The 21,755-nt window shown below is 69.4% G+C and carries 22 protein-coding genes; 12 read left to right on the plus strand and 10 right to left on the minus strand.

What is annotated here, in order from left to right; genetic code table 11:
- The first annotated feature begins 40 nt into the window (after positions 1-40).
- Entirely contained in the window at positions 41-319 is a 279-nt protein-coding gene (locus tag B0F77_RS10295; RefSeq protein WP_086662719.1) for a DUF3263 domain-containing protein, read from the plus strand.
- Positions 319-918 carry a LytR C-terminal domain-containing protein gene (locus tag B0F77_RS10300; RefSeq protein ID WP_086662581.1) on the plus strand — a complete coding sequence of 200 codons (600 nt, stop codon included), beginning with the start codon at positions 319-321 and terminating at the stop codon, positions 916-918. The genes B0F77_RS10295 and B0F77_RS10300 overlap by 1 nt, the downstream gene beginning before the upstream one ends.
- 36 nt (positions 919-954) lie before the next feature.
- Here the strand turns inward: B0F77_RS10300 and B0F77_RS10305 are convergent, their stop codons facing one another.
- From B0F77_RS10305 to moeA, 5 genes are all read right to left on the minus strand, one after another.
- Positions 955-3,114 carry an AAA family ATPase gene (locus B0F77_RS10305; RefSeq protein ID WP_086662582.1) on the minus strand — a complete coding sequence of 720 codons (2,160 nt, stop codon included), beginning with the start codon at positions 3,112-3,114 and terminating at the stop codon, positions 955-957.
- Positions 3,115-3,485: 371 nt separating this feature from the next.
- Positions 3,486-4,454, minus strand: coding sequence for a CDP-diacylglycerol--serine O-phosphatidyltransferase (pssA, locus tag B0F77_RS10310; RefSeq protein ID WP_086662583.1), 969 nt, complete (start codon positions 4,452-4,454; stop codon positions 3,486-3,488).
- A complete protein-coding gene (locus B0F77_RS10315) occupies positions 4,454-5,149 on the minus strand; it encodes a phosphatidylserine decarboxylase (protein WP_086662584.1) in 696 nt (231 codons plus the stop codon). Before B0F77_RS10315 ends, pssA begins: the two co-directional genes overlap by 1 nt.
- Before the next feature lie 203 nt (positions 5,150-5,352).
- Positions 5,353-6,762 (minus strand): M48 family metallopeptidase, encoded by a 1,410-nt coding sequence (locus tag B0F77_RS10320; protein ID WP_086662585.1) that lies wholly within the window; start codon positions 6,760-6,762, stop codon positions 5,353-5,355.
- Positions 6,763-6,778: 16 nt separating this feature from the next.
- Complete coding sequence (gene moeA, locus B0F77_RS10325; protein WP_281252487.1) at positions 6,779-7,975, minus strand: molybdopterin molybdotransferase MoeA; 1,197 nt, start codon at positions 7,973-7,975, stop codon at positions 6,779-6,781.
- A gap of 71 nt (positions 7,976-8,046) precedes the next feature.
- Between moeA and B0F77_RS10330 the strand changes: the two genes are divergently transcribed.
- The 4 genes from B0F77_RS10330 (at position 8,047) to groL (ending at position 12,112) form a co-directional block, all read left to right on the plus strand.
- Positions 8,047-8,688: an AIM24 family protein gene (locus tag B0F77_RS10330; RefSeq protein WP_086662720.1), complete on the plus strand. Its 642-nt coding sequence runs from the start codon at positions 8,047-8,049 to the stop codon at positions 8,686-8,688.
- Between the two features lie 76 nt (positions 8,689-8,764).
- Entirely contained in the window at positions 8,765-8,971 is a 207-nt protein-coding gene (locus B0F77_RS10335; protein WP_030470913.1) for a cold-shock protein, read from the plus strand.
- A gap of 68 nt (positions 8,972-9,039) precedes the next feature.
- Entirely contained in the window at positions 9,040-10,263 is a 1,224-nt protein-coding gene (locus B0F77_RS10340) for a serine/threonine-protein kinase (RefSeq protein WP_086662587.1), read from the plus strand.
- A 229-nt stretch (positions 10,264-10,492) separates the two neighbouring features.
- Positions 10,493-12,112 (plus strand): chaperonin GroEL, encoded by a 1,620-nt coding sequence (gene groL, locus B0F77_RS10345; protein WP_086662588.1) that lies wholly within the window; start codon positions 10,493-10,495, stop codon positions 12,110-12,112.
- Positions 12,113-12,191: 79 nt separating this feature from the next.
- Here groL and B0F77_RS10350 read toward each other — a convergent pair whose 3' ends face one another.
- A complete protein-coding gene (locus tag B0F77_RS10350) occupies positions 12,192-13,124 on the minus strand; it encodes a LysR family transcriptional regulator (protein WP_086662589.1) in 933 nt (310 codons plus the stop codon).
- A gap of 92 nt (positions 13,125-13,216) precedes the next feature.
- Between B0F77_RS10350 and B0F77_RS10355 the strand changes: the two genes are divergently transcribed.
- Complete coding sequence (locus B0F77_RS10355) at positions 13,217-14,431, plus strand: MFS transporter (protein WP_086662590.1); 1,215 nt, start codon at positions 13,217-13,219, stop codon at positions 14,429-14,431.
- On the opposite strand, the gene B0F77_RS10360 is transcribed toward B0F77_RS10355, so the two are convergent.
- Both B0F77_RS10360 and B0F77_RS10365 read right to left on the minus strand, forming a co-directional pair.
- On the minus strand, positions 14,421-14,897 hold the full coding sequence (locus tag B0F77_RS10360; protein ID WP_166045729.1) for a carboxypeptidase regulatory-like domain-containing protein: 477 nt from the start codon (positions 14,895-14,897) through the stop codon (positions 14,421-14,423). The genes B0F77_RS10355 and B0F77_RS10360 overlap by 11 nt on opposite strands.
- Positions 14,898-14,902: 5 nt before the next feature.
- Positions 14,903-15,508, minus strand: coding sequence for an RNA polymerase sigma factor (locus tag B0F77_RS10365; RefSeq protein ID WP_086662592.1), 606 nt, complete (start codon positions 15,506-15,508; stop codon positions 14,903-14,905).
- Positions 15,509-15,880: 372 nt separating this feature from the next.
- Between B0F77_RS10365 and B0F77_RS10370 the strand changes: the two genes are divergently transcribed.
- From B0F77_RS10370 to B0F77_RS10390, 5 genes are all read left to right on the plus strand, one after another.
- Positions 15,881-16,540: a copper homeostasis protein CutC gene (locus B0F77_RS10370; protein ID WP_086662593.1), complete on the plus strand. Its 660-nt coding sequence runs from the start codon at positions 15,881-15,883 to the stop codon at positions 16,538-16,540.
- Between the two features lie 78 nt (positions 16,541-16,618).
- Positions 16,619-17,896, plus strand: a complete 1,278-nt coding sequence (locus B0F77_RS10375) for an extracellular solute-binding protein (RefSeq protein WP_086662594.1) — start codon at positions 16,619-16,621, stop codon at positions 17,894-17,896.
- Between the two features lie 2 nt (positions 17,897-17,898).
- Positions 17,899-18,783: a carbohydrate ABC transporter permease gene (locus tag B0F77_RS10380; RefSeq protein WP_086662595.1), complete on the plus strand. Its 885-nt coding sequence runs from the start codon at positions 17,899-17,901 to the stop codon at positions 18,781-18,783.
- The gene (locus B0F77_RS10385) at positions 18,780-19,613 is read left to right on the plus strand and encodes a carbohydrate ABC transporter permease (protein WP_086662596.1); all 834 of its coding nucleotides are present in this window, start codon (positions 18,780-18,782) and stop codon (positions 19,611-19,613) included. The genes B0F77_RS10380 and B0F77_RS10385 overlap by 4 nt, the downstream gene beginning before the upstream one ends.
- On the plus strand, positions 19,610-20,977 hold the full coding sequence (locus tag B0F77_RS10390) for a beta-N-acetylhexosaminidase (protein WP_086662597.1): 1,368 nt from the start codon (positions 19,610-19,612) through the stop codon (positions 20,975-20,977). The genes B0F77_RS10385 and B0F77_RS10390 overlap by 4 nt, the downstream gene beginning before the upstream one ends.
- 65 nt (positions 20,978-21,042) lie before the next feature.
- Here the strand turns inward: B0F77_RS10390 and B0F77_RS10395 are convergent, their stop codons facing one another.
- Positions 21,043-21,273 carry a PspC domain-containing protein gene (locus tag B0F77_RS10395; RefSeq protein ID WP_086662598.1) on the minus strand — a complete coding sequence of 77 codons (231 nt, stop codon included), beginning with the start codon at positions 21,271-21,273 and terminating at the stop codon, positions 21,043-21,045.
- An 85-nt stretch (positions 21,274-21,358) separates the two neighbouring features.
- Positions 21,359-21,745 carry a VOC family protein gene (locus B0F77_RS10400; protein ID WP_086662599.1) on the minus strand — a complete coding sequence of 129 codons (387 nt, stop codon included), beginning with the start codon at positions 21,743-21,745 and terminating at the stop codon, positions 21,359-21,361.
- Positions 21,746-21,755: the final 10 nt, after the last annotated feature.

Below are 21,755 nucleotides of genomic sequence, written 5' to 3' on the forward strand. Positions count from 1 at the left end.
TGCCCGCACCTGAGATGGTGTGGCGACCGTGGGGAGCCAGATGGATCACGCCGAGGCGCTTACCTCCGCTGACGGGCTGACCAGCCGCGAACGCACGATGCTGGCGTTCGAGAAGCAGTGGTGGAAGTACTCGGGGTCCAAGGAACAGGCCATCAGGGAACTGTTCGACATGTCGGCCACTCGCTACTACCAGCTGCTCAACGCTCTTGTTGAGAAGGAAGCTGCGCTGGCTGCCGATCCGATGCTGGTCAAACGATTGCGTGGCGTGCGGACAGGCCGCCAGAGGGTTCGCGCACGCGCCAGGAGCACCGAGGACTGATGACCTCCCCCGAGTCCGCCAGCCCGTCCCGTCCGGCCAAGGCCGCCGGGTTCGCCCTGCTCGGCGTCGCCGCCGTGGCCCTGATCATCGGTGTGGTCAGCCTGTTCGGTGGTGGGTCCGACACACCACCTTCCGCCGAGGGCAGTTCCACCGCGCCGCCACCCCATACGACCACCGGGTCGCCGACCACCGTGCCGACGGAGGCGTCGTCCGCGCCGCCGGCCGCCACCACCACGACGGTTCCGCCGGCTTCTTCCGCTGAACAGCCGCCGCCTCCGCCGGTGACTCAGCCGGGTGCGGCGAAGGTTCCTGTCCGGGTCTACAACAACTCGACGATCACCGGGCTGGCTTCGAAGGCCTCGGACGAGGTGCGGGCCAGCGGGTGGACCGTCGCCGACACCGGCAACTACTCGCAGGGGACCATCCCCACCACGACCGTGTACTACCGGCCCGGGACCGATGAAGAGGCTTCGGCCAAGGAGCTGGCGGCGGCGCTGCGGGCTCGGGTCGAGCCTCGGTTCACCGGGATCGAGAAGTCGCCGGCGGGCATCATCCTGATCGTCACCAACGACTACCAGGGCCCGTCCAAGAGCAAGTGAGTGCCCGGCGGTGGAGGGGATCCACCGCCGGACCCGCTAGCTGGAGCGGTTCGCCGCGTAGGCCGCCAGCGCCGCCAGCTGGGCCGGGTCGAGCGACGGCCGCACGACTTTCCGCGCCTTGGCCAGGTGCGCCTGGGTCACCTCGGCGGCGTCCAGCGACTCCCGCATCGCCGTCAGCGCCGCTTCGCGCACCAGGGCCGCGCAGTCCGCCGCCGAGTACATGTCCAGCTCGGCGGCCAGTGCGGCCAGGTCCACGTCGCCCGCGAGCGGAGTGTTGCGGGAAGAGGCTTTGAGGATTTCGGTGCGGGCCTCGGCGTCCGGCGGCGGCACGTTCACCAGGCGCTCCAACCGGCCAGGCCGCAGCAGTGCGGGGTCGATCAGCTCCGGGCGGTTGGTCGCGGCGATCACCACGACGTCGCGCAGGGGTTCGACGCCGTCCAGTTCGGTCAGCAACGCGGCCACGACCCGGTCCGCCACACCGGAGTCGGACGACTGACCGCGGCGCGGGGCCAGCGCGTCCACCTCGTCGAGGAACACCAACGCCGGCGCGGCGTCGGCGGCCCGGCGGAACAGCTCACGCACAGCGCGTTCCGACTCGCCCACGAACTTGTCCATCAGCTCGGCGCCCTTGACGGTCAGGACGTTCAACTGGCCAGAGCCCGCGAGCGCGCGCACCAGGAACGTCTTGCCGCATCCCGGCGGCCCGTACAGCAGCACGCCGCGCGGCGGTGCCACGCCCAGGCGGGCAAAGGAGTCCGGGTAGCGCAGCGGCCAGAGCGCGGCCTCGGTCAGGGCCTGCTTGACCTCCTTCATGTCGCCCACGTCGTCCAGCGTCAGCCCGCCGGTCTGGATGGTGTCCGAGGCGGACATGGAGATCGGGCGGACAGTGCCGAGCGCGCCGAGCAGATCCTCTTGTCCCACACGGGGTTCTGCCACGTCACGTTGGCGCAGCGCCGCTCGCACCGCGGCCTCACGGCGCAGGGCGCACAGGTCGGCCGCCACGAACCCGGGCGTGCGTTCGGCCACCGCGCCCAAGTCCACTTCGGACTCAAGCGGGACGTCGCGCAGCAGCACCCGCAGCAGCTCGGTGCGCGTAGCCCCGTCCGGGAGGGGCAGGGTCAGCTCGCGGTCCACCAGATCAGGCGCACGCAGGCGGGCGTCGACCGACTCCGCGCGGGCGGAGGTGACCACCAGCGCCAGGTTCGGGCGGGACACGGCGGTGCGCAGGATGTCGAGCACGACCGTCGCGACCGGGGGAGGCGTCGAGGGAAGCAGCGCGTCGACGTCGGTGAGCAGCAGGACGGTCGGCTGTGCCGGGACCCCGGCGATCGCGTCGCCCAGTTGCTTGGCCATCGCGCCCGGTTCCAGCACCCCGATGCTCGGCGCGGCCAGCTCGACGATCGACGCGCCCACCGAGTGGGTCACCGCACGGACCAACGTCGCCTTGCCCACGCCTTCCGGACCGCTGACCATGGCGGCCAGCCGTGCGGACGCGCCGAGCTTGGTGAGCAGTTCCGGTTGCCGGAACATCAGTTCCAGCCACTCGGTCAACCGCCGGGCCTGGTCCTTCTGGCCCACCAGGTCGGTGAGGGGAAGAGCTTCGTGCTTCTCCTGCACCACGACCGGGGTCATCTCGGCCGCGGGAGCCGAGGCCGAACGCCAGCCCACGACACTGGAGGGCTGAACGGCCACCGGCCCCGCCGGGTCGGTCGAGGTGATGGTGATGAGCTCGTTGGTCCACGTCATGCCGATGGCGTTGGACAGCTTGCGGCGCGTCTCGGAGACGTTGGCGCCGGGCGGCGGCGCGAGGTCCTGGGGAAGCAGGCTCACGTTGTCGCCGACGGTGAGAACCTTGCCGGTCAACGCCAACCGGACGTGGTCGGGCGTCAGGGCGGTGCTGGCCAGCCGGGAGCCGGCCACGGTGATCGAGCGCGCGCCCGCCACCTGCACGGGAGCCACGACGATCTCGGAACCCTCGACCACGCCCAGGTTCGTCAGCGTGACGTCGTCCACCAGGACCACACCGGGAGGCTGCTCGCCGGCGGCGGCCAGGGCGGCGCTCACGCGGGCACCGGTCAGCTTCACGGCGTCCCACGCTCGCAGCCCCAAGGCGTCGAGCACCTCGGGGTGGAGGCGGACGACGCCGCGCCGGGTGTCCAGTGCGGACGGGGACAGGCGAGCCGTCAGCGTGATCACGTCGACGACTCTAGACCGCCGCGCTGATCACCGGGTTCCGAAGCTGACGCAGGGGTCCCCCTCCAGGGCAAGGCCCCGGCAAAGTCGTTTCTGCTGGTGGGCGTCTGCAAGTACTACCAACTCTTGATCAAATCGCCGCCAACTACACCCAACATGTTCGTCAGATGGGCCGGGCGCGGTGTGGCGGCTGGATCGACGAGGCCAGTTGGTAGTAGCAAAGTGCTTGTTGATGTTGGGTTGGTGGTACTTGCACACGCCATCGCCAGCCAGGCGGATGGCCTGACGGGACTTTGCCGGGGCCCTGCCTTGAGCTGGGAACCCCTGCGTTTCAACGTGCTCCGCGCCACCGACAAGATCGGGAGCGCGAGCTTTTACGGCTTGTGGTGCCGGCGAAGCCCGATCTGGCGCCAGGACCGACGGCGGTTACCGGCCGTCGGCGCCGCACCCTCCGCAGCCGCAGCCGTGGAGGCGTCACGCCGTGGGCGACGCACCGCGCGCATCGCGGCACCGGCCACACGGCCGTGCAGCGGTTGGCGCAGGCCGAGCCGGCGGGCTGCCACGCCGTGCGCGCGCTTGATCGCGCGGCGCTCGACGCCCGTGACGGTCCACGCTTCCGGGTGCTTGGACAGCCACATGTACCGGCGCACCGAGTACGGCAGGTGCCCGAGGTACACGACCATCGCGATGATCAGCGCCACCAACGGGTACGTGATGACCGCGGCGGCCAGCAGTCCGATGAGGACCAGCAGAGGGGCCACCGCGCGCGGCGGCACCTTCACGGTCTTCACGGACAGGGTCGGGATGCGTGACACCAGCAGGATCGCGACGACGACCGTCCACACGCCGACGACGATCGGGTCGTTCCACCAGCCGTCGGTGCGGACCTGCTCCTCGATGATCAGGGGCAGCAGCAGCAACAGGCCGCCTGCCGGAGCGGGGACGCCGACGAAGAACTCCTTCGCGAACGGCGGCTGTTCCTTCTCCAGCAACGTGTTGAAGCGGGCCAGGCGGACCACCATGCAGACCGCGAAGATCAGCGCGATGACCCAGCCTGCCCTGTTGCCCTCGAACTTCCAGAGGTAGATCGCGAGGGCGGGCGCAACGCCGAACGAGATGGCGTCGGCCAGCGAGTCGAGCTCGGCGCCCATCTTCGACGTCGCGTCCAGCAGGCGGGCGATGCGGCCGTCGAGGCCGTCGAACACGGCTGCTGCCGCGATCGAGGCGATGGCCGCGCCCCACATGCCGACGTTCGCGAAGTGCACGGCGGACAGGCCCGAGCACATGGCGAGGACCGTGATCGCGTTCGGCAGGAGGCGAACGCCGGGCCCGCTGGGCGCCATCAGGCCTCCGGGAGCTCAGCGAGGACGGTCTCCCCGCCGATGGTGCGCTGGCCGGCCTCGACCAGGACGCGGCTGCCGCGCGGCACGTAGAGGTCCACGCGCGAGCCGAAGCGGATCAGGCCGTACGTCTGGCCCGCGGTGACCTTCTCGCCCTCGGCGACCTCGCACACGATGCGACGCGCGACCAGGCCGGCGATCTGCACGACGACGAGGTCGTGGCCGTTGACGGTGCGCAGCCACACGGTGTTGCGCTCGTTCTCCTCGGACGCCTTGTCGAGGTCGGCCGAGAGGAACTTGCCGGGGTGGTACGAGACCTGGACGACCTCGCCGTCCGCGGGCACGCGCTGCACGTGCACGTCGAAGACCGAGAGGAACACGCTGACGCGCGTCATCGGCTGCGAGCCGAGACCGAGCTCGGCCGGCGGGACGGCGTCGACGACGTGCGAGACCGTGCCGTCGGCCGGAGCCACCGCGAGGTTCGGGCGGGTCGGCGTCACGCGCTTCGGCTCGCGGAAGAACCACGCCACCCACGCCGTGACCAGGGCGAGGACGACGCCCAGCCGCTTGAAGCGCAGCCGGACGAGGAGGGTCGCGATCGCCGCGCCGGCGACGAACGGGCGTCCAGCCGGGTGCATCGGCGGCACCATGCCGCGGGCGAGTTCGAGGAAGTGAGAGACGGGCTTCTCGCTGCTCATCGTGTCTGTGGGTTCCGTAGCTTCCGTGGATGTCGGGCGGCATCACGCTACGCCAACACGCCAAACCGCCCACTAGCCCTGCCGGGAAAGCAAGTGGCCGGTCGGCTCGTGCATCCCCCGACGAATGCACGTGCCGACCGGCACCTGCAGCCAGTGTAATCCCCGTCACATGGGGTGAACAACGTCGCTGGGTGAGCGTTCCGTCACAGTCCGTTGATGCCAATGGCTTGCAGCTGGCGTCGCACTTCGGGGACCCGATTAGCGTCACGGACCGCGGGTGCCACGAGATCATCCGGGTAGATCGCAGCTCCGTCGGGCAGCCGCAGCACGAACATCCCGCCCCAGTTGAGTTCCAGCATCGCGCGGTTAGCGGAGACCAGCTGGTCGGCGACTGTGCAGGCGAGCAGTTCCGTCACGGTTTCGACGGCGGCCTCGTGCACCTGCTCGGCGGTGAGCGAGGCGTCGACCGGCCGGCCGGTGAGCTGGTGCAGCTCACCCCGTTCCAACGCCGCCAGCACGCCCGCCAGGGTCTCGCCGACCTTGCTCACCCGGCCCGCGTGCCGCAGCGCGTCGGCGTAGCGGCGCACCTGGGCGGCGCCGCTCAACCCGACGAGCTCCTCCCACGTCGCCGCCGGGCCCTCCACGCCGACCAGCTGTGACGTCGCCTCCGGCGGGATGCCCGAGAGCAACGTCCAGCCCGGCCGGTCGTCGATCGGCGCGTCTCCGCTGCTCAGCAAGGCCATCGTGGCCACCCGCTCGCGGATCGGCGGGTGGCTGTCGAACACCGACGTCGGCTCCAGCTCTGCCATCCGGCGTTCCAGCTCGCGCAGTTCGTGCACGCGGCGCGGGTGGTCGAGGTAGGAGCGAAAGCCTTCGAGCAACGGCGGCGTGCGTCCCGCGATGAGCGCGAGCGACACGTAAGACGTGAGGTAGTCGTTCCACGCCTCACCCACCGGTCCGCTGCGCAGCAACGCCCTGCGCGCCGCGTCCCGGCCCGCCGCGGCGACGGCCACCTCGTCGGCGAACCGCTCGTGGTCACGGCTCTCCGACGCGGCGACCAGCGCGTAGAGGTGCGCCCACGCGCTGAGCAGCCCGAACACGCGGTCCCCGCGCAGGGAGAGCTGCAGTGCCAGCTTCGCCCGGTAGGTCATCGCCGACAGCTGGGTGTGGCCGCCGCCGTAGTGGCCGAACTCGTGGGCGAGCACCGACCTCAGCTCGCCGACGCTCAACCCGGCCACCAGCGGCAGGCCCAGTTCCAGGTAGCGCACACCTCGGCGTTCCCACACGGCCGCGTTCGCGCCGTCGACCAGCCGGATGTCGTCGGGACCGCGCGTGCCGGCGAGCCGCGCCAGTTCGTCCACGTGCCGCCACAGCTCGGGATGCGCCTCGCGGGCCATCCGGAACCCGCTCGGCTCCGGCCGTGCGAAGAACGCCCGCAGCGTCGCCCAGAGCGCGGGGCCGCCGAGCCCCACCGCGACGACGAGCATCCAGACGCCGCCCTCGGCATCGCCGATCGAGAACCGCCAGATCGCGATCGCCGTCAGGCCTCCCGCGAGCGCCACCGCGAGCACGAAGAATCCCGCGAGCATCACCAGCGCGAGTGCCGCTCTCATTCCCCCAGGCCTCCGTCTACTGCAGGTGTCTGATGGTGACTTCGTCCCCCGCCGCCAGTTCGGTGACGTCCTCCGGCACCTCGATCAGGCAGTTCGACAGCGCGAGCGCCGACAGCAGGTGCGACCCCGGCCCGCCGACCGGCGTCACGACCTGGCCGGACGACGGGTCGTACAGGCCACGCCGGAACTGCGTCCTCCCCGCTGGAGACGTCAGCGGGGACGACACGGTTGCCCGCGCGGTCGGGCGTTCGGCCTGTGTGTGCCCCATCGACGCCAGCAGCGCGGGCCGCACGAACACCTCGAACGACACCTGTGCGCTCACCGGGTTGCCCGGCAGCGTCAGCACCGGCAGGCCCTCGTACGTGCCGGCGCCCTGTGGTCCGCCCGGCTGCATCGCGACCTTGGTGAACCGCACGTCGTGGCTGGCCAGGGCGTCCTTGACCACCTCGTACGCGCCCGCGCTGACCCCGCCGGACGTCACGATCACGTCCACCGAGCTCAGGTACGGCGCCAGCGCGCGGTGGAACTCCTCCACGTCGTCCGGCACGAACCGCAGCCGCACCGCGACGCCTCCCGCGTCCCGCACGGCGGAGGCGAGCATCATGCCGTTGGACTCGTAGATCTGACCCGGCTGCAACGGCTGGCCGGGCTCGACCAGCTCGGATCCCGTGGACAGGACCAGCACCCGCGGCCGGCGGCGCACCGGGAGCTCGGGGTGGCCGAGCGCGGAGGCGAGGCCGAGCGTGGACGGGCGCAGCACCGTGCCCGCGACCAGCACCGCGTCGCCCTTCTCCACGTCGTCGCCCGCGGTCCGGATGTTCGTGCCCGCCGTGACGGCCCGGTTGATCGTCACCGTCTCCGTGCCGCCGTCGGTCCACTCGACCTGGACCACCGCGTCCGCGCCGGGCGGCACCGGGGCGCCGGTCATGATCCGCTGCACGGTGCCGGGTGCCAGCGGGTTCAGCTCGACGCGCCCGGCGGGGATGTCGTCGGCGACCGGCAGCCGGACCGGGAGTTCCCCGGCGAGATCGGCCGCGCGCACGGCGTATCCGTCCATCGCGGAGTTGTCGAACGGTGGCAGGGAGACGGGCGCGATGACGTCGGCGGCGAGCACCAGTCCGAGGCATTCGTCGAGCGGTAGCTGCAGCACGGGCATGAGCCCGACGAGCTCCGCGACGCGCTGGCGGTGTTCGGCGACGGTGGTGGGAGACACGACTGCATACTGCCAACGTCCACGTGGTCGTGACGATCGCTTGGCCCAGTTCATCCGTGGAGGTGTTGTTCGTGCAGGTCCGGACCAGGCACACACCGACGTTCGGCGTGGCGAGACTCGTCCTCGCACCCGGCGAGCTGGTGCTGGTCGACCCGCTGACCATCGCGGCCACGAGCTACGGGCTCACGGTCGAGGTGAAAGGCGCGGGCGACAAGGCGGTAGCGCTGTGCACGGCGGGCGCGGAGGGCGGCTGGATCGACTCGGCCCCGGTGCTGCCCGGCGACCTGCACCTCGTCGAGCTCGACGGCGCGCACGGCTGGTGCCTCGCCCGGCAGAGCTGGATCGCGTCGAGCAGCACGGTGGCGATGAACCCCGAGGCGCCGCCGATGAAAGCGCTCTTCGGCGGTGTCGAAGGCTTCCTGAACTACGCGCACGGCAAGGGCGCGGTGGTGCTCGCCTGTTACGGCGCGCTGGACCTCGTGACGCTCGAGGCGGGCGAGGCGGTGACCATCAGCAGCGATCACGTCGTAGCGTTCGCGGACACCGTGCAATGCCGCCTCCGGCCTTCCGCACCTGATGGCGCGCAATCGATTCCCACCGGCGAGGGCTTGGTGTTCGACTTTGCCGGTCCCGGTGCCGTGCTGACCCAGACGCGGGGACCCCGGCGACTCACCACCTGGTTGCGCGCCAACGGAGTCAGCTCGCGTTCATGACTCCGTAAGGAGGTATCCGCGTGACTTTTCTTCTCTTAGCGTTGCGTTCTGCTTGCGTGATCTGAAGGAGGACGCCTTGGCTCTCGGTACCGTCAAGTGGTTCAACTCCGAAAAGGGATACGGCTTCATCGCAACCGACGGCGGGCCCGACGTGTTCGTGCACTACTCGGCGATCCAGATGGAAGGTTTCCGGACCCTCTCCGAGGGCGACCGGGTGGAGTTCGAGGTGCAGGCCGGACGGGACGGACGCAGCCAGGCTTCGGACGTGCGCCGCGCCGGATGACGACGACCTGATCACAGCTTCGGCGAACCCTCCGCAAGTCGATCTCGCCGGACGTTAGGCTGCCTGGCGTGTCGGAGGACCTGAGCGGGCGGCGGATCGCGCATTACCGGATCGACGGCGTGCTCGGCCGCGGTGGCATGAGCGTGACCTACCGGGCCACGGACGTGAGACTTGGCCGCAAGGTGGCGCTCAAGGTCATCGGTGAGCACCTCGCACCCGACGCGGAGTTCCGCGAGCGGTTCGTCGACGAGGCGCGCAACACCTCCGCCATCGACCACGCGAACATCGTGCCGCTGTACGACTTCGACGAGGTCGACGGCCTGCTGTACATCGCCATGCGGCTCGTGGACGGCCAGGACCTCGCCGGCCACATCAAGGAGGGGCCGCTCACCCCCGAGCGCACGCTGAGGCTGCTCGCGCAGGTCGCGGAAGCGCTCGACATGCTGCACGGCAAGGGCCTCGTGCACCTCGACGTGAAGCCGGCCAACGTCCTGGTGACCACCAAGGAAGGCGTGCGCGAGCACGTCTACGTCGCCGACTTCGGCCTGACCCGTCGCGGCGCCACCGGCCACCGCACTCGAACGGGTGATTTCCTCGGCTCGCCGACCTACGCGGCGCCGGAGCACCTGCGCGGCGAGCCCGTCGACGGCCGCACCGACCAGTACGCGCTGGCCTGCATGTTGTTCGCGTGTCTCTCCGGCCGTCCGCCGTTCCAGGGCGGCGTGCAGGAGGTCATCGCCGGCCACCTCGGCCAGGTCGTCCCGGCGTTGTCGCAGCTCGTGGCGTTGCCGCCGGCGATCGACGAGGTGATCCGCAAGGGCACCTCGAAGGACCCGTCGCAGCGGTACGCGAACTGCGCCGAGCTGGTGGCCGCCGCGCGCGTCGCTCTCGCCGGAGTCGCATTGGGCTCGGCTCCCGCTCAACTCGGACCCGCGTCCGGCTCGATCCCGGTGCAGACGCCGCAGTCCGGGCCGATGCCCGTGCAGCAGGGGCCGTACCAGGGCGGCTACCAGCAGCAGCCGTTGCAGGACCCGGTCCGGCTGCGCCCGCCGAACCAGGTGGGCGTGAGCGCGTTCACGTCGGGCAAGAAGGAACGGCCGGCCTGGTTGGCGCCGGTCATCGCGGCCGCGGTGGCGATCGTGGTGATCATCATCGTGGTCCTGATCCTGACGCCTCGGGACGAGCCCGCGCGCCAGCCCAAGACGAACTCCTCGCCGACGCTGAACATCGGCGACGAGCCGACCTCGAAGAAGCCGCTGCCGACCTCTGTGCCGGTGCGCACCTCCCGCTGAGTTCGGCCCCGGTTCGCTTGCACTCGCCGTGTCCGAGTGCTAAACACGAACTAGCACTCGGCTCGGTCGAGTGCCAGAGAAGTGAGCTAGGGCGGTGAGGCAACTCCGTTGAACGACGGGGGAGTCGTCCGTCGCGGGCACCAACCTGGCCACTCGCATCGTGTTCCGCTGTGGGCTCTGCCGGCCCGCAGTGGCCCAAGAATCCACAAAGGCGGAGGAACACACCGCAATGGCCAAGATGATTGCGTTCGACGAGGACGCCCGCCGCGGTCTCGAGCGGGGTATGAACACCCTCGCTGACGCCGTCAAGGTGACGCTCGGCCCGAAGGGCCGCAACGTCGTGCTCGAGAAGAAGTGGGGTGCGCCGACGATCACGAACGACGGCGTCTCCATCGCGAAGGAGATCGAGCTCGAGGACCCGTGGGAGAAGATCGGGGCCGAGCTCGTCAAGGAAGTCGCGAAGAAGACCGACGACGTCGCCGGTGACGGCACCACCACCGCGACCGTTCTCGCCCAGGCTCTGGTGCGCGAGGGTCTGCGCAACGTGGCCGCCGGCGCCAACCCGCTGGGCCTCAAGCGCGGCATCGAGCAGGCCGTCGAGGCCATCGCCGAGCAGCTGCTGAAGAACGCCAAGGAGATCGAGACGAAGGAGCAGATCGCTGCTACCGCGTCCATCTCCGCCGCTGACGCCACGATCGGCGAGCTCATCGCCGAGGCGATGGACAAGGTCGGCAAGGAAGGCGTCATCACCGTCGAGGAGAGCAACACCCTCGGTCTCGAGCTCGAGCTCACCGAAGGTATGCGCTTCGACAAGGGCTACATCTCCGGTTACTTCGTGACCGACCCCGAGCGTCAGGAAGCGGTCCTCGAGGACCCGTACATCCTGCTGTTCGGTTCCAAGATCTCCACGGTCAAGGACCTGCTCCCGCTCCTGGAGAAGGTCATGCAGGGCGGCAAGCCGCTGCTGATCATCTCCGAGGACGTCGAGGGCGAGGCCCTCGCGACCCTGGTCGTGAACAAGATCCGTGGCACCTTCAAGTCCGTCGCCGTCAAGGCGCCTGGCTTCGGTGACCGCCGCAAGGCCATCCTCCAGGACATCGCCACCCTCACCGGTGGCCAGGTCATCACCGAGGACGTCGGCCTGAAGCTGGAGAACGCCGACATCTCGCTGCTGGGCAAGGCCCGCAAGGTCGTCGTCACCAAGGACGAGACGACCATCGTCGAGGGCTCGGGCGACGCGGAGCAGATCCAGGGCCGCGTCAACCAGATCCGCGCCGAGATCGACAAGTCGGACTCCGACTACGACCGCGAGAAGCTCCAGGAGCGCCTCGCCAAGCTCGCCGGCGGCGTCGCCGTCATCAAGGCGGGCGCGGCCACCGAGGTCGAGCTCAAGGAGCGCAAGCACCGCATCGAGGACGCCGTCCGCAACGCCAAGGCCGCGGTTGAGGAGGGCATCGTCGCCGGTGGTGGCGTCGCGCTGCTCCAGGCTGCCGAGGCTGCCTTCGCGGGTCTGCGTCTGACCGGTGACGAGGCGACCGGTGCCAACATCGTGAAGGTTGCGGTCGAGGCTCCGCTGAAGCAGATCGCCATCAACGCCGGCCTTGAGGGTGGCGTCGTGGTCGAGCGCGTCAAGTCCCTGCCTGCGGGCGAGGGCCTGGACGCCGCGACCGGCGAGTACAAGGACCTGGTCGCCGCGGGCATCATCGACCCGGCCAAGGTCACGCGTTCCGCGCTGCAGAACGCCGCGTCCATCGCCGCGCTGTTCCTGACGACCGAGGCTGTCGTCGCGGACAAGCCGGAGAAGAACGCTGCTCCGGCCGCGCCGGACGCCGGTGGCATGGACTTCTGAGTCCCGCCGCTTGATTGCTCTGAAGGGCCCGGCTCGCTTCGGCGAGCCGGGCCCTTCGGCATTTCTGCTTCGCCCAGGGTCACGCCCTCGCCGCCACCGCCCAGGAAGGCCGCCACACCGGTCCGGTGAGCGGCGGCAGTCCCGCGAGATGCTCGATGACCCCGCGCAGCCGCGGATGCGGGCTCGCGCTGGGCAACATCAACGAGATCGGGTACGCGATCGTCGGATTCACCACCGGGATGCGCCGCAGGTCGTGCCCGGCAGGCCAGGTGTACCGGTCGCGCGAGCCGACCAGGGTCGCCACCTCGGCGGACTCCGCGAGGGTGTCGAGCAGCACCTCGTCCCCGAAGTGCGGGCCGGCCGCGTCGACCCGGAGGTCGAACGTCGTGACGAGCTCGTCGTAGAACTCCGCCCACTCGCTGCGCGGCGCGATGCCAGGTACCCAGATCCGGAACTCGCCCAGTTGTGCCGGGGTCACCGTGCGCGCCGACGCGAGCGGGTGGTGCGGGCCGACCAGCAACTCGGCCGGTGAGTCGAAGGCGTGGATCATCCGCACGCCGGGTGGCAGCGCGGCCGGATCGACGACGGAACGGAACGACGCGTCGACCTTGCCCGCCGCGACCTGGGCGGCCACCTCGTGCGGGTCGTTGAGCCGGAGCGAGGTCACGTCCAGCTCGACACCGGGGTTCGATCGCCAGTACTCGTGCAGCACCACGGCCTGAGCGCTGCGCAAGCCGAGTACGTCGATCCGCAGGGCCCGCGGCCGGAGCGCGGCGATCGCGCGGTCGACACCTGCCACGACGGTACGTGCGTGCGGGAGGAACGCCCTGCCGTCGGGCGTCAGTTCCACGCCGCGTGCGGTGCGGACGAAGAGGCGGACCTCCAGTTCTCGTTCCAGGGCGGCGATCCGCTTCGAGACGGCCTGCTGGGTCACGCCCAGCTCGTCGGCGGTGCGCTGCACCTGGCCCAGCTCGGCCGCCACGACGAACGAACGCACTGCCTCGGAGTCCACCGAACCACCCTAAGCACGGACAACCGATGGTTGTGGCGCGCCGGGAGACGGTTGTTTGATCTTGCCTGGAGCCGGCGAGTGGGATCTGAGGCGTGACTTCCGGGTTCCGCTGGCTTTGGTCCGCCTACGCCATCAGCACGTACGGCACGTGGCTCGCGTTCGGGGCGTTTCCGCTCATCGCGGTGCAGGTACTGCACGTGTCGGCGTTCGAGGTCTCGCTGCTGGAAGCGGCCGGCCTGGCGGTCGCGGCGCTCGTCGCGTTCCCTCTCGGACCGTGGGGCGAGCGCAGGGCCAAGCGTCCGGTGATGGTCGCGATGGACCTCGTCAGGTTCTTCGCTCTGGTGAGCCTGCCGATCGCGCACTTCGCCGGTCTGCTGACGTACGGCCAGCTGCTGATCGTCTCGGTCGTGTGCGGCGCCGCCAACATCGCCTTCAGCGCCGCGTCCGGCGCGTACTTGAAGCACCTCGTCCCGAAGGACCGGCTGCTCGCGGCGAACGGGAGGTTCGAGAGCACGAGCTGGGCGGCGACCGCGGCCGGTCCGCCGCTCGGTGGCGCGCTGATCGGGCTGCTCGGCCCTGTCGTCACCGTTCTCGTCGACGCCGTCAGCTACCTGTTGTCGGCGTTCGCGGTCCGGCGCATCCGGGGCAGCGATGTCGCGACTACCAGCACCGGCAGGACCGACCTGCTGGCCGGCTGGCGGTTGATCCGCCGCGATCACGTGTTGCTGCGGCTGTTCCTGAACTCCGTGACGGTCGGCGGCCTGATCATGGCCACGGCCCCGCTCATGGCGGTACTGCTGCTCGGCGAGTACGGGTTCCCGGCGTGGCAGTACGGCCTCGCCTTCGGTCTCCCGGCACTGGGCGGCCTCGCGGGCGCCAGGCTGTCCGCGCGGCTGGTCGGGCGCTACGGCCGGCAGCGGGTCATGGCCGTGTCCGGCTGGCTGCGGTCGGTCTTCCCGCTCGGGCTCGCGTTCGTCCAGCCCGGCGTTCCCGGACTCGTCACGGTGATCGTCGTCGAGGGCCTGTTGATCACGTGCATGGGTGTCTTCAACCCGATCTACGCGACCGAGCGCCTGCACCGGACCCCCGCGGGCCACGCCACCAGGGTTCTCAGCACGTGGAGCGTCGCCACCAAACTCACGCAGGCCGCGTTGATGGTGGTGTGGGGCGTGCTCGCGACGTGCACGAGTCCGCTCGCCGCGATCACCATTTCCGGCGTGCTGCTGCTCGGCACTCCGCTGCTGCTGCCGAGGCACGCCAAGACCTCAAACCCCAGAAACCCCAGTTCTCCCGCTGTTAAAGCATGATCGTCGGTGTCACCACTGTCCGGCCCGGTTCGCCGCGCGAGTTCACCAAGTGCACCAGGATCTGCGTGGTCCCGGCCGGCACGTCCGGCAGCACGAAGCGGCCGCCGTCGTCCGCGCGCGTGCTCGTGGACTTGTGGTCGGCCACTCTGACCTCGACCTCGTGCTCCCCAGCCGGGACCAGCCACCCGTCGATGCGATGGCGAGACCCGGTCGAGGTGAAGTTCACCATCAGGGTGAGGTTGTCGACGGTGAACGTGATCGTGCCGGTCTGTCCGCCGCGCACACCGGCGAACGAGCCCGCGCGTTCCCACCGGGCGACTTCCACGTCCAGGGATTCCAAGGCGATCGCGAACTTCACCCGGTCCACCAGGTCGGCGGGCGGTGGGTCCAGTTCGTCCACGAGCCTGTTCAGTTCGGAGAGGACGGCGGTGTCCTCAAGGCCCCTGCGGTCGTCGCGCGGGTCGATCTCGTTCACCGCGATCCTCCTTCCGTCTCCAGGTAGTTGCGCAGCAGTGTCAGACACCGTCCCCTGGTCGGACCGATGCTGCCGTGGGGCATGGCCAGGGCCTCGGCGACTGCTCGGTACTCCGCGCGCCCCGCGAGCACGGTGAGTCGAAGCAGTTCCTGGCACCTCGTGGTCAGGCGGCCGAACGCGAGCCACAACCTGCGGTCGCGGTCGTCCATCAGCGTCACGTCCTCGGGCAGGCCGGTGTCGGACTCGAGCTGTTCGGCGAATTCGTCGGACAGGTGCGTTTCACGCTTGTTGGGTGTCCAGGTTCGGCGTGCTTCACGCCTCGTCGTGACCACCAGGTAGCCGACCAGGGCTTTTGGCTCGTTGATGTTCTCGATGTTCTTCAAGAACGCGAGCCACACGGTTTGCACGACGTCTTCCGCGGCGGCCCTGTCCAGGCCCTGGCCGCGGGCGACGTGCCACAGCAGTGGGGTCAGCTCGGTCACGAGGACGTCCAGCGCGTGACGGTTGCCCTCACGTGCGGCCGCCACGCACACCGCGTGCCGTTCGGTGCCCTCAAGCCCGTCCCACGGCGGACGGTCATCCGCCGTGTGCAGCTCGTCCATGCAGCACCTCCGATCGGCCGCCCTGTCAGCGCCGTCCGCCAACTCATGAAGGGCTGACTGGGCGGTAGATACCAAATTCACTCGAATGGAGCAGTATCACCGCCACGTCGGACCTCATCTTCCTCCGGGTACGCCAGCGGCCCGTGATTCCCCCTCCGAGTCACGGGCCGCCAGTGTTGGGAGCCTGTGCCGGCCGGCACCCCTCGAACCGACCGACACGTGCTCCACGCCTGAACTGAGCGCTCACTGGAAAAGAGCGGAACTCAGGCGAGCAGATACAACGCTTCAGACGCACGAACCACCATTCTCGCTCCGGATTCACGAAAGCACATGTCGCGGCCGTGTTCCCGAATCGCCGTTATGGTCTAGACCATGCCGATTCTCGAAGTGATCGCACTGAACGCGAAGGACGCCGAGGCTGCGCAGGCGGGCGGCGCGCACCGGCTGGAACTGGTCGCCGAGATGGCCTCCGACGGCCTGACCCCGTCCGTCGCCACCTTCAGGGAGGTGCGGAACGCGACCGATCTGCCCGTCCGCGTGATGCTCAGGGACGCGGAGGGGTTCGCGCCCCGCAACCTCAAGCAGCTGCGCCGGCAGGCCTGGGAGCTCAGGGAGGCGGGCGCCACCGAGTTCGTCCTGGGCTTCCTCGACGCCGAGGGGGAGATCGACGAGGGCGTCACGCTCAACCTGGTCACCGAACTGGAGGGCTGCGCCTGGACGTTCCACCGCGCGCTCGACAACTCCGCGGACGTGTTCCGGTCCTGGGTGGTCGCGCAGACCCTCGGGTGCGACACGGTGCTGGCCGCCGGCAGCCCCAAGGGGGTCGAGGACGGCATCGAGAACCTGAAGAAGCTGGTCGCCCAGGCTCCTCCCGCGCTGCTCGTCGGCGGCGGACTGCAAACGCGCCACGTCGAAGAACTGCTGGCAGCGGGCGTGAGCGGATTTCACGTTGGCAGCGCGGTCCGTCCTTCGGGGTGGGATTCGCCGGTCGACTCCGCCTCGGTCCGGGAATGGGTCAATCGTCTGGTCTAGACCCTTGCCCTGGACCGTTCTACAGTCACGTTGCTTCCTGTGAAATGGCCGTTGCAACATGTGCAATCGGAGGGCGCGATGAGGCTGAAGACGATCGTGGCTGTGCTGGGCGTGGGCGCGGTGGTCGCCTGCGCCCCGGTGCAGTCGGGGCCGACCGGCTCAGGCACGGACGAGAAGACCGGGCAGCTGCGGGTCTGGCTGTTCGACGAGGTCAACCGCGGCCCGAAGGAAGCCGTCGTGAAGGAGGCGATCTCCGAGTTCCAGGGCCGGCACAGCGGTGTCACCGTCGATGTCCAGTACATCCAGGTGTCCAGCCGGGCGGAACGCTTCAAGGCCGCGTTCAGCGACCCCAAGAGCGCCCCGGACGTCGCCGAGTTCGGCAACACCGACCTCGCGGGCTACGTCTCCGCGGGTGGCTTCTCGGAGCTCGACCTGAGCTCTTGGAGCGAGTCCAAGGATCTGGTCCCGACGATCCTCGACACGGCCAAGGTCGACGGCAAGACGTACGGCGTGCCGTGGTTCGTCGGCGTCCGCGCGCTCTACTACCGCACCGACGTGTTCACCGAGCTCGGCCTCAAGCCGCCGGCGACGCTCGACGAGATCGCGCCGCTGGCCCGGCAGATCCGGCAGCGCAAGCCCGAGCTGATCGGCATCTCCGCCGGCGGCAAGTACCTGTTCGCCGCGCTGCCGTTCATCTGGGCGAACGGCGGTGACATCGCCAAGTCCGACGGCGGCAAGTTCACCGCCACCATCGACAGCGCCGAGGCGAAGGCCGGCGTCGCCAAGTACACCGAGCTGATCAAGGACGACATCTGCCCGCCGGCCACCTGTGCGGGCAACGGCGGTGACGCGAGCGTCGAGCAGTTCCGCGCGGGCAAGGCCGCGATGACCATCGGCGGCGACTTCAACCGCAAGTCCGTCGACGCCAGCAGCGCTGCGGGCAAGTACGGCGTCGTGCCGTTGCCCGGCAAGAGTGCGGGTTCGATCGCGCCCGCGTTCGCCGGTGGCAACCTGCTCGGGGTCATGAAGGGCACTCAGCGCAAGACGCTCGCGAACGAGTTCACGCAGCTGCTCGCGTCGAAGAAGTACCAGCAGAAGATGTACACGGCGATGGGCAACCTGCCGACCTTCAGCGATGTGCAGAAGCAGGTCAGCGACTCCGACAAGTTCCTGGAGCCGTTCACCAAGACCCTGCAGTCCGGCACGAAGTTCGTCCCCGTCACGCCGGCGTGGGCGAAGATCGAGGCGCAGACCGTGGTGCCGACGATGATCCAGGAGGTCGTCACCGGCGCGAAGAACGTCGACACGGCCACCGCCGACGCGGCCAAGACGATGAACGCGGCCTTCGCCTCGTGAGCATGACCGCCAAAGGCCAGGGGCGGACCGCGTTCGCCTACCTGGCTCCAGCGCTGCTGGTCCTCGGGGGTCTGCTGGCCTACCCGATCTACCAGCTGGTGCTCATCTCGCTCTACGACTACGGCCAGGAGCAGGTGAGCGGGGGAGCTCCGCTCACCTTCCTGGGGCTCGGGAACTACCAGAAGCTGTTGGGGGACCAGCAGTTCTGGGGTGTGCTCGGGCAGACCGTCGCGTTCGCGGCGGTCTGCGTGGTCGGCACGCTGCTGGTGGGCGCCTTTCTCGCGATCCTCGCCACGAGGGTCCGCACCTGGGTCCGGATGACGTTGTTCCTGGCGGCGCTCGGCGCGTGGTCCACGCCCGCGGTCGCCGGCTCGACGATCTGGCTCTTCCTGTTCGACGCGAACTTCGGGTTCGTCAACGAGGTCCTGGGCATCCAGGGCTTCTCCTGGACGTTCGACAAGTGGACGGCGTTCGGACTCGTTGCGGCACAGGTGATCTGGTGCTCGTTCCCGTTCGTCATGGTGACGCTCTACGCGGGCATCAAGGCGATCCCCGGCGAGGTGCTGGAGGCGGCGGCACTGGACGGCGCCTCGGCGTTCCGCACGGCCTGGAGCGTCACCCTGCCGTTGCTGCGGCCGATCATCCTCGTGGTGACGATCCAGTCGATCATCTGGGACTTCAAGGTGTTCACGCAGATCTACGTGATGACCAACGGCGGCGGTATCGCCGGGCGCAACCTCGTGCTCAACGTCTATGCCTACCAACAGGCGTTCGCGGCGTCGGAGTACGGCCTGGGCGCGGCGATCGGTGTCGTGATGACCGTGCTGCTGCTGGCGATCACGATGTTCTACCTCCGTGCGCTGCGGCGGTCCGGGGAGGTCTTGTGAGGCGCCGGCTGACCGAGGGCCTCGTCCTCGTCATCGCGGGAGTCGTCGCGTTCCCGCTGTTCTGGATGGTGCTGAGCGCGTTCAAGCCGGAGGACGAGATCATCTCGGCCGACCCGGTGCCGTGGACGACGAGGCCGACGCTGGACAGCTTCACGCGCGCGCTGACCGTCGCGAACTTCGGGCGCTACTTCATGAACAGCGTGATCGTCGCGCTGATCGTGGTGGTGCTGAGCATCCTGATCTCGTTCCTGGCCGCGACCGCGCTGACCCGGTTCCGGTTCCGCAGCCGCACCACGTTGCTGATCATGCTGCTGGTCGTGCAGATGGTGCCGGTCGAGGCGTTGACCGTGCCGCTGTTCTTCCTGATGCGGTCCGTGGGCGACAGCGTTCCGGCGTTCGGGCTGAACCACCTGGGCTCGCTCGTGCTGGTGCACCTGGCGTTCGGGCTGCCGTTCGCGATCTGGATGCTGCGCGGCTTCGTCGCCGCGGTGCCGGTGGAGCTGGAGGAGGCCGCCACCCTGGACGGCGCCTCGCGGTTCCGGTTCCTCTGGCAGGTGCTGTTCCCGCTCGTCGCGCCCGGCCTGGTGGCGACGTCGGTGCTGTCGTTCATCCACGCCTGGAACGACTTCCTGTTCGCCAAGACGTTCATCATCTCGGCCGTGGAGAACCAGACCCTGCCGCTGGCTCTTCAGGTGTTCGTCAAACCCGACCAGAACGATTGGGGCGCGATCATGGCGGGCTCCACCCTGATGACCATCCCTGTGCTGATCTTCTTCGTGCTCGTGCAGCGTCGTCTGGTGTCCGGCTTGGCAGGGGCGGTGAAGGGATGAACCTCCTGCCGCGTCCGGTGTCCTACGTGGACGGCGGAAGACTCTGTGCCTACCGGGGCTGGGAGACGGTTCTCGTCGACGGCCCGGCCGGCGGTTATCGGCTGTCGTCGAGCGAGGACGGTGTGCTGATCGAGGCGCACGACGAGGCCGGCGAGATGAACGCGCTGCAGACGCTGCGGCAGTTGCTGGGGCCGCAGGCGTTCCGGGCGGCGGGCGAGAAACCGACGGTCATCCCCGCGTGCGAGATCGTCGACCACCCGCGGTTCCCGTGGCGCGGCGTGATGCTCGACGTGTCACGGCACTTCCTGCCCAAGCGGGAGGTGCTGCGATATGTCGAGCTGCTCTCCGCGCACAAGCTCAACGTCCTGCACCTGCACCTGACCGACGACCAGGGCTGGCGCTTCGAGTGCAGGCGCTACCCGAAGCTCACCGAGGTCGGGTCGTGGCGGGAGGACTCGCGGTTCGGCGACCGGCGTTCGGCCGGCATGTCCGGGCGTCCGCACGGCGGTTTCTATGCGCAGGACGACCTGCGGGAGATCGTCGAGTACGCACGGGCGCGGCACATCGTGGTGGTCCCCGAGATCGACATCCCTGGCCACTCGCAGGCGGCCATCGCGGCCTATCCGGAACTCGGCGTGCACGGCGGCGGTGTCTGGACCGACTGGGGCGTCAACGAACGCGTGCTGAACACCGAGGAGTCCACAGTGGACTTCTATCGGAACGTGTTCGACGAACTGATGGACGTGTTCCCGTCCGAGGTCATCGGGCTCGGCGGCGACGAGGCGCCCGGCCACGAAGGCGAGCTGGTCCGGGCGATCGCGAAGCACATCGTGCGCGGTGGACGGCGGCCGTACGGGTGGGACGAGATCCTGGAGTCCGGTCCGTTGCCGGGCGGCACGATCGTCGCTTCCTGGCGCGGTGTCGAAGGCGGCGTCACGGCGCTGCGTGAGGGCCACGACGTGGTGATGTGCCCTGAACAGCACGTTTATCTGGACTACCGGCAGTCGGAGTCGCCCGACGAACCGATTCCGGTGGGGACGGTGACCACACTGGAGGACGTCTACGCCTGGGATCCGGTGCCAGCCGAGCTCACGGGTGACGAACCCGGACGGTTGCTGGGCGCGCAGGCGAACATCTGGACCGAGCACCTCGACTCGGCCCGGCGGGTGGACTACGCGGCGTTCCCGAGGCTGGCCGCGTTCGCCGAGGTCATGTGGTCCCCGGCGGAGAAGGATCCGGAGTTCGTGCGGCGGCTCGCCGAGCACCATCTCCCGAGGCTGGACGCACTGGGGGTGGAGTACCGACCCCTCGACGGCCCACTCCCGTGGCAGCGGCTTCCCGGTGTACCGGGCTTCCCGCGCTGATCAGCAGGGGTGGCGTCCCCCACCCCTGCCAACGGCTACCTGTGTGTTCCCGATGTCCATGTCGATCACATCGCAACGTCTTCCTCGGGCATGAGGATCCAGGCGGCGATGTAGAGGATCGCTCCGGTGCCGAACCCGAGCAGCGTCGCCGCCACCAGGATGATCCGCAGGATCGCGCCGTCGACGCCGATCATCTTGGCCATGCCGCCGCAGACACCGGCGATCATCTTGTCGCTCCGGCTGCGGCGGAGCTTCTTGACCTGGTCAGTGGCTTCGTTGAGCACGTTGTTCGTCATGGCTCAAGATTCGCCGAATTCCACCACCGGCACATCGGTGACCACCCGGAACCCGACCCTGAAACCGGGCCGGGTTCTCAGGGGTTCAGTCGAGGCAGAACTCGTTGCCCTCGACGTCCTGCATGTTCTGGCACGACTCGTTGTCCTCGTCGGCGAGCAGCAGCTGCCCGCGCACCGCTCCGAGCGCGACCAGCCGGGAGCACTCGGCCTCGAGCGCGTCGAGGCGTTCCTGGCCCACCAGCCCGGTGCCGACCCGCACGTCGAGGTGCACCCGGTTCTTGACGATCTTGCCCTCGGGCACGCGCTGGAAGAACAGCCGCGGACCGACCCCGGAGGGATCGCCGGCGGCGAACCACGAGTCGTCGTCGTGCTCGGACGGTCCGACGTACCCCAGCACCTCGCACCAGAACCGGCCGACGCGCACGGGTTCCGCGCAGTCGAACGTGACCTGGACCTGTTTCACTGACCCCATCAGCCCACCT

This window comes from Lentzea kentuckyensis, assembly GCF_002150765.1.
GTDB classification, from domain to species: domain Bacteria; phylum Actinomycetota; class Actinomycetes; order Mycobacteriales; family Pseudonocardiaceae; genus Lentzea; species Lentzea kentuckyensis.